The 15,761-nt window shown below is 67.2% G+C and carries 15 protein-coding genes; 8 read left to right on the top strand and 7 right to left on the bottom strand.

What is annotated here, in order from left to right:
• Positions 1 to 2 precede the first annotated feature (2 nt).
• The gene (pyk, locus tag ACQ450_RS08200) at positions 3 to 1,463 is read left to right on the top strand and encodes a pyruvate kinase (protein ID WP_431468888.1); all 1,461 of its coding nucleotides are present in this window, start codon (positions 3 to 5) and stop codon (positions 1,461 to 1,463) included.
• 7 nt (positions 1,464 to 1,470) lie between these two features.
• On the opposite strand, the gene ACQ450_RS08205 is transcribed toward pyk, so the two are convergent.
• From ACQ450_RS08205 to ykgO, 3 genes are read right to left on the bottom strand one after another with little or no spacing between them, the layout of a single operon-like run.
• Positions 1,471 to 2,139 (bottom strand): nitroreductase, encoded by a 669-nt coding sequence (locus ACQ450_RS08205; protein WP_431468889.1) that lies wholly within the window; start codon positions 2,137 to 2,139, stop codon positions 1,471 to 1,473.
• Positions 2,140 to 2,180: 41 nt separating this feature from the next.
• Positions 2,181 to 2,792 (bottom strand): HAD family hydrolase, encoded by a 612-nt coding sequence (locus ACQ450_RS08210; protein WP_431468890.1) that lies wholly within the window; start codon positions 2,790 to 2,792, stop codon positions 2,181 to 2,183.
• Positions 2,793 to 2,803: 11 nt separating this feature from the next.
• Entirely contained in the window at positions 2,804 to 2,929 is a 126-nt protein-coding gene (ykgO, locus tag ACQ450_RS08215) for a type B 50S ribosomal protein L36 (protein ID WP_188056151.1), read from the bottom strand.
• A 162-nt stretch (positions 2,930 to 3,091) separates the two neighbouring features.
• On the opposite strand from ykgO, the gene ACQ450_RS08220 reads away from it, so the two are divergent.
• The 3 genes from ACQ450_RS08220 to ACQ450_RS08230 are packed head-to-tail and all read left to right on the top strand — an operon-like array spanning position 3,092 to position 5,252.
• Positions 3,092 to 3,682, top strand: coding sequence for a DUF4136 domain-containing protein (locus ACQ450_RS08220; protein WP_431468891.1), 591 nt, complete (start codon positions 3,092 to 3,094; stop codon positions 3,680 to 3,682).
• The gene (locus ACQ450_RS08225) at positions 3,679 to 4,797 is read left to right on the top strand and encodes a M14 family metallopeptidase (protein WP_431468892.1); all 1,119 of its coding nucleotides are present in this window, start codon (positions 3,679 to 3,681) and stop codon (positions 4,795 to 4,797) included. Before ACQ450_RS08220 ends, ACQ450_RS08225 begins: the two co-directional genes overlap by 4 nt.
• Complete coding sequence (locus ACQ450_RS08230; RefSeq protein ID WP_431468893.1) at positions 4,797 to 5,252, top strand: GNAT family N-acetyltransferase; 456 nt, start codon at positions 4,797 to 4,799, stop codon at positions 5,250 to 5,252. Before ACQ450_RS08225 ends, ACQ450_RS08230 begins: the two co-directional genes overlap by 1 nt.
• Position 5,253: 1 nt before the next feature.
• On the opposite strand, the gene ACQ450_RS08235 is transcribed toward ACQ450_RS08230, so the two are convergent.
• On the bottom strand, positions 5,254 to 5,976 hold the full coding sequence (locus ACQ450_RS08235) for a dienelactone hydrolase family protein (protein ID WP_431468894.1): 723 nt from the start codon (positions 5,974 to 5,976) through the stop codon (positions 5,254 to 5,256).
• A 70-nt stretch (positions 5,977 to 6,046) separates the two neighbouring features.
• Here ACQ450_RS08235 and gpmA point away from each other — a divergent pair, with 70 nt between their 5' ends.
• The 3 genes from gpmA (at position 6,047) to ACQ450_RS08250 (ending at position 8,376) form a co-directional block, all read left to right on the top strand.
• On the top strand, positions 6,047 to 6,733 hold the full coding sequence (gpmA, locus tag ACQ450_RS08240; protein WP_431468895.1) for a 2,3-diphosphoglycerate-dependent phosphoglycerate mutase: 687 nt from the start codon (positions 6,047 to 6,049) through the stop codon (positions 6,731 to 6,733).
• A 93-nt stretch (positions 6,734 to 6,826) separates the two neighbouring features.
• The gene (purE, locus tag ACQ450_RS08245) at positions 6,827 to 7,312 is read left to right on the top strand and encodes a 5-(carboxyamino)imidazole ribonucleotide mutase (protein WP_188056157.1); all 486 of its coding nucleotides are present in this window, start codon (positions 6,827 to 6,829) and stop codon (positions 7,310 to 7,312) included.
• Positions 7,309 to 8,376 (top strand): 5-(carboxyamino)imidazole ribonucleotide synthase, encoded by a 1,068-nt coding sequence (locus ACQ450_RS08250; RefSeq protein WP_431468896.1) that lies wholly within the window; start codon positions 7,309 to 7,311, stop codon positions 8,374 to 8,376. Before purE ends, ACQ450_RS08250 begins: the two co-directional genes overlap by 4 nt.
• Before the next feature lie 115 nt (positions 8,377 to 8,491).
• Here ACQ450_RS08250 and ACQ450_RS08255 read toward each other — a convergent pair whose 3' ends face one another.
• Positions 8,492 to 8,794 carry a hypothetical protein gene (locus ACQ450_RS08255; protein ID WP_188056159.1) on the bottom strand — a complete coding sequence of 101 codons (303 nt, stop codon included), beginning with the start codon at positions 8,792 to 8,794 and terminating at the stop codon, positions 8,492 to 8,494.
• A gap of 24 nt (positions 8,795 to 8,818) precedes the next feature.
• The gene (locus ACQ450_RS08260) at positions 8,819 to 11,701 is read right to left on the bottom strand and encodes a M16 family metallopeptidase (protein WP_431468897.1); all 2,883 of its coding nucleotides are present in this window, start codon (positions 11,699 to 11,701) and stop codon (positions 8,819 to 8,821) included.
• 156 nt (positions 11,702 to 11,857) lie between these two features.
• On the opposite strand from ACQ450_RS08260, the gene ACQ450_RS08265 reads away from it, so the two are divergent.
• Positions 11,858 to 13,498 carry a M20/M25/M40 family metallo-hydrolase gene (locus ACQ450_RS08265; RefSeq protein ID WP_431468898.1) on the top strand — a complete coding sequence of 547 codons (1,641 nt, stop codon included), beginning with the start codon at positions 11,858 to 11,860 and terminating at the stop codon, positions 13,496 to 13,498.
• Between the two features lie 102 nt (positions 13,499 to 13,600).
• Here the strand turns inward: ACQ450_RS08265 and ACQ450_RS08270 are convergent, their stop codons facing one another.
• Positions 13,601 to 15,736, bottom strand: coding sequence for a penicillin acylase family protein (locus tag ACQ450_RS08270; protein WP_431468899.1), 2,136 nt, complete (start codon positions 15,734 to 15,736; stop codon positions 13,601 to 13,603).
• Between the last annotated feature and the right edge of the window lie 25 nt (positions 15,737 to 15,761).

Consider the following 15,761-nt stretch of genomic DNA (forward strand, 5'->3'; position numbering starts at 1 on the left):
CCATGAGCAAGGCCATCAGCCCCCGTTCGCGCAAGGTGCGCGTGCTCGCCACATTGGGGCCGGCGAGCAGCTCGCCCGAAATGATCGAGCGGCTGTACGCGGCCGGTGCCGACGCCTTCCGCCTCAACATGAGCCACGGCGATCAGGAATCGAAAATCGCGCTGATCAAGGCGATCCGCAGTCTCGAGCGCCGGTTCGGCCGACCCACGACGATCCTCGCCGATCTTCAGGGACCCAAGCTGCGCGTCGGCAAGTTCGCCGAGGGCAAGGTGACTCTGGCCCAGGGGCACCAATTCACGCTCGACCGCGAAACGACTCCCGGAGACGCGTCGCGCGTGGAATTGCCGCATCGCGAGATCTTCGAGGCTGTGGAGGAAGGCACGCGGCTGCTGCTCGACGACGGCAAGCTGGTGCTGCGGGTGTTGAGCCACGAGACCGACCGGATCACGACGATGGTCGAGGTCGGCGGAACACTGTCGAACAACAAGGGCCTCAACGTCCCCGACGTGGTGCTGCCGATGGCGGCGCTGACCGACAAGGACCGCAGCGACCTGGCCTTCGCAGTCGAGCAGGGAGTCGACTGGATCGCGCTCAGCTTCGTCCAGCGGCCCGAGGATCTGGCCGAGGCACGTCGACTGATCCAGGGGCGCACCGCGCTGCTGGCGAAGATCGAAAAGCCGAGCGCCGTGGCGCGGATCGAAGAAATCGTGGAGATGTGCGACGGTGTGATGGTCGCGCGCGGCGATCTGGGTGTCGAGCTGCCGCCGCAGAGCGTGCCGCCGCTTCAGAAGCGGATCGTCGAAACCGCGCGGCGCATGGGGCGGCCGGTGATCGTCGCGACCCAGATGCTCGAATCGATGATCACGGCGCCGACGCCGACCCGCGCGGAAGTCTCCGACGTGGCGACCGCCGTCTATGACGGGGCGGATGCGATCATGCTCTCGGCCGAAAGCGCGGCGGGCGAGTATCCGGTCCAGTCGGTGGCGATGATGAATGCGATTGCCGATGCGGTGGAGCGCGATCCCGCCCATGGCGATCGCGTGCACTTCACCGTGACTCGCCCCGATCCCACCACTGCCGATGCGCTGGCCGAAGCGGCCAAGACGATTTCCGCCACCGTTTCGGCGAGCGCGATCATCTGCTTCACCATGTCCGGTTCGACAGCGCGGCGGATCGCACGCGAGCGCCCGTCGGTGCCGATTCTGGTGCTGACGCCCCGGCTGGAAACCGCACGGCGGCTGGGGCTGCTGTGGGGCGTTCACGCGGTTCAGACGCGGGACGTGAACTCCTTCGAGGAAATGGTCGCCAAGGCCAAGCGCATGGCGCTACGGCACAAGATCGTCAGCGGCGGCGACCGGGCGGTGGTGTGCGCCGGCGTGCCGTTCGGCACCCCGGGGTCGACCAACGTGCTGCACGTCGTGCAGATCCTCGGCGATGAGCTGAAGAACTATCGCGGCGACTGAAACCCGTTCAGGCGTGGACGGTCAGCACTTCGTCGAGCGGCGCACGCGGCACTTCGAACGTGTTCACCGGCGCCTCCGGGTCGCGCCAGCCGATCGCCATTCCGGTGAACAGCATCAGATGATCGGGCGTGCCGAGAAAGTCGGACACGGTCAGGTGGTGCGTCGTCCACGCTTCCTGCGCGCAGCTGTCGAGCCCCGCGTCGCGCAGCAGCAGCATCAGCGTCTGGAGCATCATTCCGCAGTCGGACCATTGCGGCGGCCCATGCGTGCGCTCGACATAGCAGAACAGGCCGACCGGAGCGCCGAAGAAGCGATAGTTGTTGCCGAACCACGCCAGCCGTCTGTCGCGGTCGCCGCGCTCGATGCCCAGCGGCGCGTACATCGCTTCGCCGACCTGAAACCGGCGGCTGCGATAGGGCTCGCCGAGCTTTTCGGGATAGACGGGGTATTCCGCGCCGTCGCCGAACGGCGCCTCGGCAAGCCGCGCTTCCATCCTCGCCTTGAACGCCGCCATTTGCTCGCCGGCGAGCAGATGTAGGTGCCAGGGCTGAAGATTGCCGCCAGAAGGCGCGCGGGTCGCCACTCCGATCAGCTCGCGCAGCAGATCGAGGTCGACCGGCTTGTCGCGGAATGCCCGAACCGAACGACGGCTCTCGACGGCTTCGCGAACGTCCATGACGGCTCTCCCTTTCCCGGAGCGACCCAAGCAGAGGAGGGTCAGTCGAGCAACCCGAAGCGCACCAGATCGGCGCGGAAGGTGGCGGCGTCGGTGAAATGCACCGCGTGGATCCCGGCATCGGCGGCGGCATCGACGTTCGGCGGCGAATCGTCGACGAACACCGCTTCCGGTCCGCTGAGGCCGAACCGATCGAGCGCGAGCGCATAGATCGCCGGATCGGGTTTCACCAGCCGCTCGGCGCCCGACACGACGATGTCGCGGAAGCGCCCGAACAGCGCCTCCTGGCTCGCGCGGAACGGCGGCCAGAATTCGTGGCTGAAATTGGTAATCGCGAACAGCGGCACGCCCGCGGCGTCGAGTTCCTCGACGATTTCCGGCATCCCAGGTACCGGCCCCGGAAGCTGTTCGTTGAAGCGTGGCCCCCAGGCGCGAATCAGCGCCTCATGCCGGGGATGTGCCGCGATCAGCTCCGCCGAGGTATCGGCGAAGTCCCGGCCCGCATCGTGCTGAAAATGCCACTCGCGCGTGCAGACTTCGGCCAGAAACGCGTCGAGCGCCCGATCGTCGTCGATCAGGCGCTCGTACAGAGCTCGCGGCTCCCAGCGGAAGAGCACGTTACCGACGTCGAAAACAACCGCCGTCGGATTCACGCGCGCAGACCTCAGCCCTGGCGGGCCTTGAACTTCCGCACGGTCTTGTTGATCACGTAGATGCGCCCGCGACGGCGGATCACGCGATTGTCACGGTGCCGCCCCTTGAGCGACTTCAAAGAGTTCACGATCTTCATGATCGGGCTCGCTTCCAAATCTCGAATGCCTGAAAAGAGGCGCCCGCCTATAGAGGGGCGGCTGCCGAGTCAAGGCGCTGCACCGCGGCACGGAACCGACTCGATGCGATTCGGGTTGATCGGAGGATCGTTTCGCCCGCGCCACGGAAAGGCACTCTGCCGATGCAACGACTTGCCGTCCTCACTCTCGCCGCCGCGGCGTTCGCCACTGCGGGCTGCACCACTACCACGGCGGGTCGCGCCGGCCCGGTGGAAGCCACCCGCTACCATCTGGGCGCGCCGATCGAACGCGGCACCGTTTCGCTCGAACCGCTGGCGAGCACCGACACCATCAGCCCTGAATACCGCCTCTATGCGGATGCGGTCGCCGCCGAGCTGGCGCGAATCGGTTATGTACCCGCGACGGACAGCGCCACGTCCGATTATATCGCCGGGGTCGCATTCACACGCGCACCGATCGGCGTGCTGCGCGAGCGCCCGCCGGTTTCGATCGGCCTGGGCGGCGGCAGCGGCGGCCTGTTCGGCGGCCTGAACTTCGGCATCGGCGGCGGCAACCGGGAGCTGATCGTTTCCGAACTGTGGGTGCAGCTGCGGCGCCGGTCAGACAATACCGTCGTATGGGAAGGCCGCGCCCAGGCCGAAGCCGTGGACGGCGCGGCGACGGCCCAGCCCTCCGCCGTCGCACAGCGATTGGCGGATGCGCTGTTCAGGGGGTTTCCGGGAGAGTCGGGCATCACTATCACGGTGCCATGAGCATCGACATCTGCGCCGCCTTCGACAGCGGCAACATTCGCGTCGTCGATATCGACGGCGATCGCGTGGACCTCGAGATCGTGCAGGACCATGAGTCCGAATTCTATCAATGGTTCCACTTCCGCGCGGCCGGCGCCAAGGGGCGCACCCTCACCTTCCGCATCCTGAATGCGGGCGGCGCGGCCTATGCCTTTGGCTGGCCGGGGTACAAGACGCGCGTGTCGCTCGATCGCGAAGTCTGGCGCCAGACCGAAACCGACTATGCCGACGGGACCCTGAGCTTCACGCACCGGTTCGACAGCGACGTCGCCTGGTTCGCCTATTTCGCGCCCTATTCGATGGAGCGTCACCACGATCTGGTCGCGCGTATCGCGCTGATGCCGGGGGTCACGCACCGCACGCTGGGGCACACGCTCGACGGACAGCCGATCGACTGTCTGACGATGGGCGACGGCGCGAAGCAAGTCTGGATCTACGCCCGCCAGCATCCGGGCGAGACCATGGCCGAATGGTTCATGGAAGGCGCGCTGGAGAAGCTGACCGAGCCGGGGGACACCGGCGCCCGAGCGCTGCGCGAAAAAGCGACGTTGCACCTGGTGCCCAACATGAATCCCGACGGATCGCGCCGCGGCCATCTGCGCACCAATGCGGCCGGAGTGAACCTCAATCGCGAATGGTCGAGCCCGACGCGCGAACGCAGCCCCGAAGTGCTGGCGGTCCGCGATGCTATGGATGCGAGCGGCGTGGACTTCGCCATGGACGTGCACGGCGACGAGGCGATTCCCGCCAACTTCCTCGCCGGCTTCGAAGGCATCCCCAGCTGGACCGACGCACACGGCGAGAAGTTTTACGAATACGCGCGGCGGCTCGCTTCGGCCACGCCCGAGTTCCAGCTCGACCTCGGCTATGAGAAGGCCGCGCCCGGCAAGGCCAATCTGTCGATGTCGACCAACCAGGTGGCGGAGCGTTTCGGCGCGGTGGCGATGACACTGGAAATGCCGTTCAAGGATCATGACGCGAACGCCGATGCGCAGTTCGGCTGGAGTCCGGCACGCTGCAAGGCGCTGGCACATGCCTGCCTGGACACGCTGGCCGGGCAGCTGGACGAGATCTGATGGAGGTTCGCGAGGGCGGGCTCGAGCATCCGGCGGTCATCGCGCTGCTCGAGGAGCATTTTGCCGGGATGCTCGCCGCCTCGCCGCCCGGCACGTGCCACTTCCTCGACCTGGCGAAGCTGGCGGCGCGCGACGTGACCTTCTGGACCGTGTGGGATGGCAAAACCCTGCTCGGCTGCGGCGCGCTCAAGGAGCTCGATCCCTCCCATGGCGAGATCAAGTCGATGCGAACCGCCTCGGCGGCACTTCGGCGCGGCGTGGCCGCGGCGCTCCTGGCCCGGATCGTCGAGACGGCGCAGGCGCGCGGGTATGATCGGCTGAGCCTCGAGACGGGGACGGGAACCGCATTCGAAGCAGCACACGCGCTCTATGCGCGCCACGGGTTCGAGTATTGCGCGCCCTTCGGCGACTATCAGGCGACCGACTTCAACCGCTTCATGTCCCGGGCGCTCTGATCTAGACGAACAGTTCCTGAAGGAAATCCTGCATCGCCTGCCAGCTGCGGCGATCGGCGTGTTCGTCATAGGCGAATCCGGGACGCTCCCCTCTCGCGCTACTGTCGGTGAAGCTGTGGCCGGCGTGGCCATAGGCGTCGAGCTGCCAGTCGGCCTCTGCGGCCGTCAGCTCGGCCGCCAGTGCGACCACCGACTCGGGCGGCGCCAGCGGATCATCCCAGCCGTGGCAGATCAGCAGCTTCGCCCGGATCGGCGCGGTCGCTGCATAGGGCGGCGGATCGAAGATGCCGTGGAACGAGACCACGCCGAGCACGTCGCCGCCCGACCGCGCGAGATCGAGCACGGATTTGCCGCCGAAGCAGAATCCGATCGCAGCGCACCGTTCGGGATCGACCTGCGGCAGCGCCCGCATCGCGGCAAGCGAGGCATGAAGCCGATCGCGCAGCAGCGGCCGGTCGGCGTTCAGCTCGTTCATGTACACGGCCGGGTCGGGGGATTCGCGCGTGGTGCGCCTGCCCCGACCATAGGTATCGCAGGCGAAGCCGACATAGCCGAGCGCCGCCAGCGCCTCGGCCTTTTCATTGTCGGCTTCCTTCTGCCCAAGCACATTGGGCACGATCATCACGCCGGGCCGCTGCCGCGCCCATTCGTCGTCATAGGCAGCGACGCCTTCGAAAGGGCCGTCCGGCCCGTCGTACACGATCGTTTCGCGCCGGATCGTCATCGCTCGCTCCCGCGTTGCCCTCAGCGCACCAAACGCTAGAGACGGGGCAACCCGACTGCAAGGAGATGCCATGCCCACGCTCGTCCTCATCCGCCACGGCCAGTCCGCCTGGAATCTGGAGAACCGCTTCACCGGATGGTGGGACGTGGACCTGACCGAAAAGGGCGAGAAAGAGGCCTGGGCAGCGGGCGAGCTGCTCCGCGAAAAGGGCTTCGATTTCGACATCGCCTACACCAGCTACCAGACGCGCGCGATCAAGACGCTCCACCTCGCGCTGGAGGCGATGGGGCGGCTGTGGCTGCCCGAAGTGAAGAGCTGGAAGCTGAACGAGCGCCATTATGGCGGGCTCACCGGACTGGACAAGGCGGAGACCGCCGCCAAGCACGGCGACGAGCAGGTACATCTGTGGCGCCGCAGCTTCGACATCCCGCCCCCGCTGCCCGAGGAAGGCACGCCGTGGGATCTGTCGAAGGACGTGCGCTATCGCGGCGTTCCGATCCCGCAGACCGAGAGCCTGAAGGACACGATCGCCCGCGTGCTTCCTTATTGGGAGGAGCGGATCGCGCCCGACATCCGGGCCGGCAAGCGGGTGGTGATTTCCGCCCACGGCAATTCGCTGCGCGCGCTGGTGAAGCATCTGTCGGGCATCTCGGACGAGGAGATTCCGGGGCTCGAGATTCCGACCGGCCAGCCGCTGGTCTATCAGCTCGACGACGAGCTGCGCGAAGTGGAGCGCTATTATCTGAGCGAGCGCTGAGGCGCCGGCGCGAACGGCCAGGCACGGGCACCCATTGCCCTGCCCCGCCGCCGCGATTAGGAAACGACGCTTCCTCGGGCATTTCGGGCGGACATGACGGAAACACCTCGCGTCGGCATCATCATGGGCAGCACTTCCGATTGGGAGACGATGGCGCACGCCGCCAGGCTGCTCGACGCGCTCGACGTGTCCTATGAAACCAAGGTGGTTTCCGCACATCGCACACCGCAGCGGCTGGTCGACTATGCAACCGGCGCCGCCGATCGCGGGCTGAAGGTGCTGATCGCCGGCGCGGGCGGCGCGGCGCATCTGCCGGGCATGGCGGCATCGATGACGCATCTGCCGGTGCTGGGCGTGCCGGTCCAGTCGAAGGCGCTGCGCGGCTTGGACAGCCTGCTCTCGATCGCACAGATGCCCGGCGGCGTTCCGGTGGGCACGCTGGCGATCGGCAAGGCAGGCGCGATCAACGCCGGGCTGCTCGCCGCTGCGATCCTGGCGATCGCCGACGACGCTCTCGCCGAGCGGCTGAAGGAATGGCGCGCGGCGCAGACCGAAAGCGTGGCGACCAACCCCGAATGAAGGCGCTTCCTCCCGGCTCCACCATCGGCATCCTGGGTGCCGGCCAGCTCGGCCGGATGCTCTCGGTCGCGGCGGCGCAGCTCGGCTATCGCACGCATATTTTCGCACCCGACAGCGGGCCGGCAAACGACGTGAGCGCCGGCTATACTCGCGGCGCCTATGACGACGCCGAGGCGCTGGCGGTGTTCGGGTCGCATTGTGACGTCGTCACCTATGAGTTCGAGAATGTCGCCGCCGATCCGATCGCCGAGCTCGGGCGGCACGTGCCGGTACATCCCTCGCCCGGCGCACTGGCGATCGCGCAGGACCGCATCGAGGAGAAGCGCTTCGTCGCGGAGTTGGGCGGCCGCACGGCGCCGTGGCGCCCCGTGCGCTCGCCCGCCGAGCTCGACCAGGCGCTCGCTGAGATCGGCTGCCCTGCGATCCTGAAGACCACCCGCTTCGGCTATGACGGCAAGGGGCAGGCGCGGCTGATGGGGCCGCACGACGCGGCGGCGGCCTGGGAAGCCATCGGGGCGCGACCTGCGATCCTCGAGGCGCTGGTGGCGTTCGAGCATGAGTTCTCGATCGTGCTGGCGCGCGGCGCGGACGGCACGACCGCCAGCTGGCCGCCGCCGCTCAACGAGCATCGCAACGGCATCCTCGCGCGCTCGACCGTGCCCGCTCCGGCGGCGGTCGCGGCGCAATGGACCGAAGCTGCGGCACTCGCCGGGCGCGTGGCCGAGGCGCTCGGCTATGTCGGTGTCCTGACGCTCGAATTCTTCGCGAGCGCGGACGGGCCGGTCTTCAACGAAATGGCGCCGCGCGTGCACAATAGCGGCCATTGGACGATCGAAGGCGCCGTTACCTCGCAGTTCGAGAACCATATCCGCGCGATCTGCGGGCTGCCGCTCGGCCCGACGGGGCTTGCCGGCACGCGCGTGGAAATGGAGAATCTGATCGGTGCGCAAGCCGATGCCTGGCTCACCCTTGCCGCCGAGCCGGGTGCGCACCTCCATCTCTACGGCAAGAGCGAGGCCCGGCCCGGACGCAAGATGGGGCACGTCACACGGGTGAAGCGCTAGGAGCGGCGACCCGGGCGGGGGTGCCAATCCTTCGCCTTCAATCCAGAGCCCGTACGAAAAAGGGCCCGGCTCCTCGGCGGAACCGGACCCCTTTTTCGCTACGTAGCGCGTCCGCTCAGGCCTGGCGCACGCCGGTCAGCGGGAAGCTGCCGAACGCGCCGGCCTTCACCGTGCCGCTCAGCGTGTCGCCGTCGACGGTCGCTTCGCAGTCGAGCGTCATCGGCATCGGCACCGTGACGTCGACCTTGAACTTGATCGTGTCGCCGGCAACCGTGCCGTCCTTGATGTCGGTGGTGCCCATCCCGCCCGAGAAGGTACCGGTGAAGGTATCGCCCGAGCTGTTGACCGTGAGCGTCGCCTTCTGGTCACCCATCGGGCTCTTGGTCACGGTTTCCCAGGTGCCGTCCACATTGGCCATGATCGTCTCTCCTGCGTCAGGGGTTCATTCGGCTTCGGACGCCGCACCGGCGACCGACGCTGCAGGCACCACCTCGACAGGCAGGCCGATGCTGTCAAGCTGCGGGCGCACGGTCGAGGCATCGCCGACGACGACCCAGACGAAGTCGTTCGGGTCGAGAGCCGCGCGTGCCGCAGCGTCAAGCTGCTCGCGGGTGAGGCCACGATATTTTTGCGCGATCGTCTCGTAATAATCGTCCGAACGGCCGAAGAGATCGTTCTGCTGCATCGCCGAGAGCACGGCGTCGCTGGCTTCGAATCCGCCGGCCAGCTCACGAACGTTGCCGTTGATCGTCCGCTGGAACTCGACGGGCGTGATCCCCTCGTCCGAAAGGAACGCCGCGATCTCCCGGCGCAGCGACACGATCGCCTCGCCGGTCTTGTCGGCCTGCACCGGCGCCTGGATGATGTAGGGCACGCTGTTCTCGTAGCGCTGGACGTAGCCGCCGGCTCCATAGGACCAATGCTTCTCCTCGCGCAGATCCATGTTGATGCGCGAGAGGAAATCGCTGCCCAGCACGTCGTTCGCGGTGAGCACCGGCAGCAGCTCGTCGCGGCTCGACAGCTCGGTAAGCTGGCCGCCCAGAATCAGCGACTGCGGCGAATCGGGGCGATCGATCAGCAGGATTCGCGGGCTGGCCTGAACGGCGGCGCCGTCGAATGCCTTTGCGGCGGCGGCACCCGCGGGGGACCAGTCGGCGAATTCGGCTTCGAGCGCCGCCTGCACTTCGGCCAGCGGACGATCGCTCACCACGAAGATCTTGAGCTTCTCCGGCCGGAGCCATGCCTGGTGGAAGGCGGCGAGATCGTCGCGGGTCATCGCCTGCACCGCCTGCGGATCCCCGCTGCCCGCGCCCAGCTTCGCATAAGGCGAGGCCGAGCCATAGACGAGCGGCGGCAATGCGCGCATGCCGAGCGCACCCGGATTGGTCAGCTCGGCCGAAATGCCCGCCAGAAGCTGGCTGCGCAGCCGCTCGACTTCCGCCGGAGCGAACGCCGGATTGCGGACGACGTCGGCCAGCAGATCGACCGACCCGGCAAGATTGGGGCTCGGCGTATACAGCGTCACGATCGTCCGGTCGGCGGTGCTGCTCGTGCCGATCTCGGCACCGAGCCGCTCCTTGGCCTCGGCCAGCGCAACGGCATTGCGGCTCTGCGTGCCCTCACTCATCACCGAGAGCATCAGGGACTGGAGGCCCAGCTTGTCGGCCGGATCGGCGACTCGGCCAGCGTCGAAGCTGAGCGCCATCTGCGTGATCGGCACCGCGTCGCGCTGCGCATAGACGAGCTCGATTCCGTTGCCGAGCCGGGTGCGCGTAACGTCCGGGAAGTCGAGGTCCCCGATCTCGCCGACGGCGGGCATTTCCCCGCGCGTTCCGGGCGCAGGCCCCTCCTCGGGTCCAGCGGCGACCGTCTGGCCCGCGGGCGGCTCGGCCGGAGCCTCGCCCGCTTCGACATATTGCTCCTCGCGCGCACCCGGCACGACAGTGAGCTGATAGAAGGGCTGATCGAGCCATTCGCGGGCAGCCGCCTGCACTTCTGCCGGCGTCGTGGACGCCAGCTCGGCGAGCTCGCGCTTGTAGAAGGCCGGATCGTCCGAATAGAGCGCGCCCTGCGCCAGCGCCACCGCCTTGCCGCCGAAGCCGCCAACCGACTCGAGCCCGGCGAGCTGCCGGGCCATGGTGCTCGTGGCGACGCGCTGGACTTCATCGGTGGTCGGTCCCTCGGCGAGGAACTCTGCGACGATCTGGTCGAGACGTGCTTCCACGGTCGCCGGATCGACGCCCGGGCGCACGTCGACCGTCACGTCGAAGGTGCCGGTCTGGGCCATGGTATCGGCATCGGCACTGACCCGCACCGCGAGCTGCTCGTCGCGCACCAGCACATTGTCGAGCCGCGAGCTCGAAAGCCCGCCGAGCACGCCGCCGGCGATCTTAAGCGCAGTCGCATCCTCATGGTTGAGACTCGGGATCTGCCAGATCCGATAGATGCGCGCGGTGGCGACGCGATCGTTCATCGTCTCCTTGATCGTGGCCGGGATCGGCCGCGGCGTCACCTCCGGAAGCACGCTTTCCGGCCCGCTCGGGATTTCGCCGAAATATTTCTCGACCAGCGGGCGCGCCTCGGCGGCGTCGACGTCGCCGGCGAGCACGAGGATCGCGTTGTTCGGGCCATAGTGCGAGCGGAACCAGCTGCGCACGTCCTCGAGGCTGGCGGCATCCAGATCGGCCATCGAGCCGATCGGCGAATGGCTGTAGGGATGTCCCTCGCCGAACACGCCTTCGAGGATGTTGTACCAGGCGAGGCCATAGGGCTGGTTGTCGCCTTGGCGCTTCTCGTTCTGAACGACGCCGCGCTGCTCATCGAGCACCCCCTGGGTGACGGCGCCGAGCAGGTAGCCCATGCGGTCGCTCTCGAGGAACAGCGCGCGCTCGAGCGCCGGGCGCGGAACCGTCTCGAAATAGTTGGTGCGATCGAACGAAGTGGTGCCGTTGAAATCGGTCGCACCCACTTCGCGCAGCGGCTCGAAGAAATCGCCCGGGGCGTTCTCCGAGCCGTTGAACATCAGATGCTCGAACAGATGCGCGAAGCCGGTGCGGCCCTCGGGCTCATGCTTCGAACCGACGTCATACCAGGTCGAAACCGCGACGATCGGCGCCTTGCGATCCTCGTGCACGATGACGCGCAGCCCGTTGGGCAGCGTGAATTCCTCATAGGGAATATCGATCGCGCGGGCGAGTTCGGAAACCGGCGCTGGTGCGGGCGCATCGGATGCCTGCTGCGCGGAAGCGACCGGCGCCGTGGCGGGAACTGCCGTGATCGCGAGCGCGCAAGTGGTCACGCTCAGAAAGGTGAGGAACGTCTTCATTGCTGCCCCTTCGGGAATCGTCGGATGAAGCGACCATAGTCCGGCTGCCCGCCGCTGCAACTGCAAAGCGTGTTGTGGACGCAAGCCACCTTGCGCGGCGGCGGAATGGCGATAGGTTGCCGCCTGCAACCGCTATTTCCCCGGGGGAGCCCTTTCATGCGCATGCCGCTGTTTCTGACGGCGATCTCGCTGGCACTCGTGCCTGCGACCGCGATCGCCCAAACCGCCGAACCCAGCTTCTCGCCCCAGCGCGTGAAGGCCGATGTCGAGTTCCTTGCCAGCGACGAGCTGGAGGGCCGCAACGCCGGTACCGAAGGCTATGAAGTCGCTGCCCGCTTCGTCGCCACGCGCTTCGAGGCGATGGGGCTTCAGCCTGGTGGCACCGACGGCGGCTGGTATCAGCAAGTGCCGCTGGTGAACGTCGCGCTCGATCCCGCCAACCCGCCGTCGCTCACCATCGGGCAGCAGCGTTTCGCGAGCGGAGAGCACATCCTGATGGGCGCGGGCAGCCGGATCAACGAAGCGCAGCAGAGCGTGAACGGCGAAGTCGTCTTCGTCGGCCACGGCTTCGAATCCGAGGCGCTAGGGCTCGATCCCTATGCGGGCGTCGATGCGCGCGGCAAGTTCGTGGCGATGCTCGTCGGAACGCCGGCGAACCTGACGCCCGAACAGCAGCAGGCGCTGCAAGGCGTGGACCGCAACGAAATCGCGGCCGAACATGGCGCGATCGGCGTGTTGATGCTGGTGCGGCCGCAGGATCTTCAGCAATTCCCCTGGGCGATGGCTTCACGCTATTTCGCGCGGCCGCAGACCAACTGGGTGGATGCGGCGGGCAATGTCGGCGGCGAGGAGCCGGACAGCATCCGGATCGGTGCCTATCTCGACCAGACGGCGACGGAAGCGCTGTTCGAAGGCGCGCAGATGTCCGCGGAACAAATCTATGCGGCCGCCGAGGCAGGCGACCTGCGCAGTTTCCAGCTCGCGCAGCCGGTGCTCGCCAAGCGCAACATCGTCGTGACCCGGCTCGACAGCCCGAACGTGATCGGCATCCTGCCCGGAAGCGACCCGGCGGTGGCTGCCGAGACGGTGCTGCTTTCTGCGCACCTCGACCACGATGGCGTCGACACCGCGCTCGACGGCGACCAAATCTACAACGGCGCGATGGACAATGCCGCCGGTACCGCGACGATGCTGGAAGCCGCGCGCGCCTTCATGGAAAGCGGCACGCGTCCGCGCCGATCGATCATGTTCGTCGCGCTGACCGCCGAGGAAGACGGGCTGCTCGGTTCCGAATATCTCGCCAAGCATCCGGTGAACCCACAGGCGAACATCGTCGCGAACGTCAATCTGGACATGCCGGTCCTGCTCTATGACTTCACCGACGTAGTCGCGTTCGGCGCCGAGCATTCGACGCTGGGGCCGATCGTCGAGGCGGCGGCGGCGCGCGCCGACGTCACGCTCTCGCCCGATCCGATGCCCGAGGAGAATCTGTTCGTCCGGTCGGATCACTACAGCTTCGTGAAGGAAGGCATCCCGTCGGTGTTCCTCGTCACCGGATTTCAGAACGGCGGCGAAGAGGCGTTCCGCACCTTCCTCGCGACGCATTATCACAAGGTGTCGGACCAGACCGACCTGCCCTTCAACTGGGAGGCAGGCGCCAAGTTCGCGCGGATCAACTATCTGATCGCGCGCGAGATCGCGAACACCGAACAGACGCCGCGCTGGTACGAAGGCAACCAGTATGGCGAGCGCTACGCTCCGGACGCGCCCAAGGCACCGGCGCCGGCCGCCGAATAGTCTTTTGCCGAGACGCTGAATGGGGGAGCGGAGGCCGAGTGCTTCCGCTCCCCCTTTTGTGCGCGCCGAATGCGCTTCGCCCGTGCGGGGACGGGCTTCGGATCAGGGCCGGTAGCGGCGCTCGACGTGCCCTTGCAGCGCCGCGGGATCGAACCACACCGGCTTGGTGCGATGCGATACAAACAGCGGCGCCTGATCGGCATAGTGCGGCGATTCCGGCCGCGTGGTCGCCGCGCCGAACGGCTGGATCGAGCGCGAGTGCACAGTGCCCTCGCGATCCCATTCGACGAACATCAGGAAGCTGTCGCCATGGCGCACGCGCAGGCGACCATCGTCGTCCACGTCCCAGGTCGCGGCGGCGCGGAGCACGTCGAAGCCACCGTCGAGCGGCAAGTCGACATCGCCCCGCCGCAGCCGCAGCAATTCGCCCATCGGCGGATCGAGCCGCCCGAAGTGCGTGTTCAGATGCTCCACCGCCCCGGCGAGCGCCTCGCGCGGCTCGACCTCGGGCGCGGTCCGCCGATGCTTGAACTGCCCCGCCTTGAGCAGCAGCGTCATCAGCGCGTCCGCCGCGCCCTCCCCGTCCTGATCCCAGTCCCATTCGCGAATCAGCGCCTGCGCGCGCCGCAGATCGGCGTCGCCTTGGGGATCGACGGCGAGCAGCTGGGCGATCCATTGCGGCCACCAGCTGTTGCGACTGACCGCCGTGTCATATTTGATCGCTTCGAGTTCCGCACGGCTGATCGACCTGTCCGCCTCCAGCAGCTCGACCGCGCGAATGCCGCGATTGGTGAAATCGGTCTCGATCCCCAGCAGCGGCGAGAAGTCCGCCGGGCTGAGCTCCGATCCTCTGCCCGCCGCCAGGAACGGCGTATTGTTGGCGTTCATGATGAAGCCCGACGCCGGATTGATGATCCGCGGCACCATTGCCCAAGGCACAGTCCCGCTCCACAGGTTGCGCGCGGTGTCGCCGGGCAGCACCTCGCGATAGTCGAACCCCTCCTGCCGCAGCGGGAACATGGCGTTGTAGAAATAGGCGATGTTCCCTTCTGAATCGGCATAGAGGAAGTTGGTGGCGGGAACGCCCTGCATCGCCATCACCTCGCGCCATTCGGCGAAGTCGCGCGCGCGATTAAGCCGATAATATTGCTCGACCATCTTGAGTTGGTCGATGCCCGCATAGCGGATGGCGAAGGCGCCGTCCTCGTTGCGGATCACCGGCCCGTGGAGCGAGTGCCACACCGTCTGACGCACCGGCAGGTCGAAGGGACCGACCTTTACCGGGAGCCAGACGTGTCGCGCCTCGAGCGGACGCCATTCGCCGTCGAACCGATACTTCTCGCCCGATTCGTCGAGTTCGAGCCGATAGATGTCGATCAGGTCAGGCCGATTGACGGTGTTGGTCCAGCCGAGCGTCTTGTTGTGCCCCAGCAGCGGATAGGGAGCGCCGGGAAAAGTGGCGCCGGCGAAGTCCCAGCCGGTTTCGGAATGCACCACCAGTTCGTACCAGGCGACGCCGCCGTTCCACGGCTGGTGCGAATTGGAGACGAGGTGGGTGGCGCCGTCTTCCGAGCGGCTGGGAGCGATCACAAAGGCGTTCGAGCCCTTCTCCAGCTCCTCGGGGCCTGCGGGCGTGGCGTTCGGCGCGTCCGGCAGCGGATCGGCCATCTCGCGCGGTGGCGCCTCGCCTTCGCTCAGCCGGCCCAGCACCGTATCGAGCCCGAAGAAGAAGGGCGAGCGCAGCACGAACCCCGCGGCGATATCGCGGCCGCTGACCGGGAAGAGCCGCGCGAGCTGGACTTCCTCAGGATGTTGTTCGGCATAGTGATTGAGACCGGCGGCATAACCATCGAGCAGTGCGCGCACATCCTCGGGCTGGGCATCATAGTCGCGATCGACCGTGTCACGGATGCGGAGCAGGTGGAACACATAGTCGGTTTTCGCGCCTTCGGATCCGGTCATCGCACCGAGCCGGCCGCGGACCATCGCGACCACCTGTTGCAGCGTGTCGAAATCATCCTCGGCATGCGCATAGGCGATGCCATAGGCCACATCGGGATCGGTCTTCCCAAAGATGTGCGGCACGCCAAAGTCGTCGCGAACGATCTCGACGTCATAGTCCCGCGCCGGCGGCGGCGCCGCGCGCGAAGCGGAGAGCGGCTCCCACGCCGCGAGCACGACGGCGACGAGCATCAGCAGCGCGACGGCCACCAGTCCGATCCGGCGCGCCAGCCTCATCGTGCGATCCCGTATTGCGTACGCG

The organism is Sphingosinithalassobacter sp. LHW66-3 (assembly GCF_050703275.1).
Lineage (GTDB): Bacteria > Pseudomonadota > Alphaproteobacteria > Sphingomonadales > Sphingomonadaceae > Sphingomonas.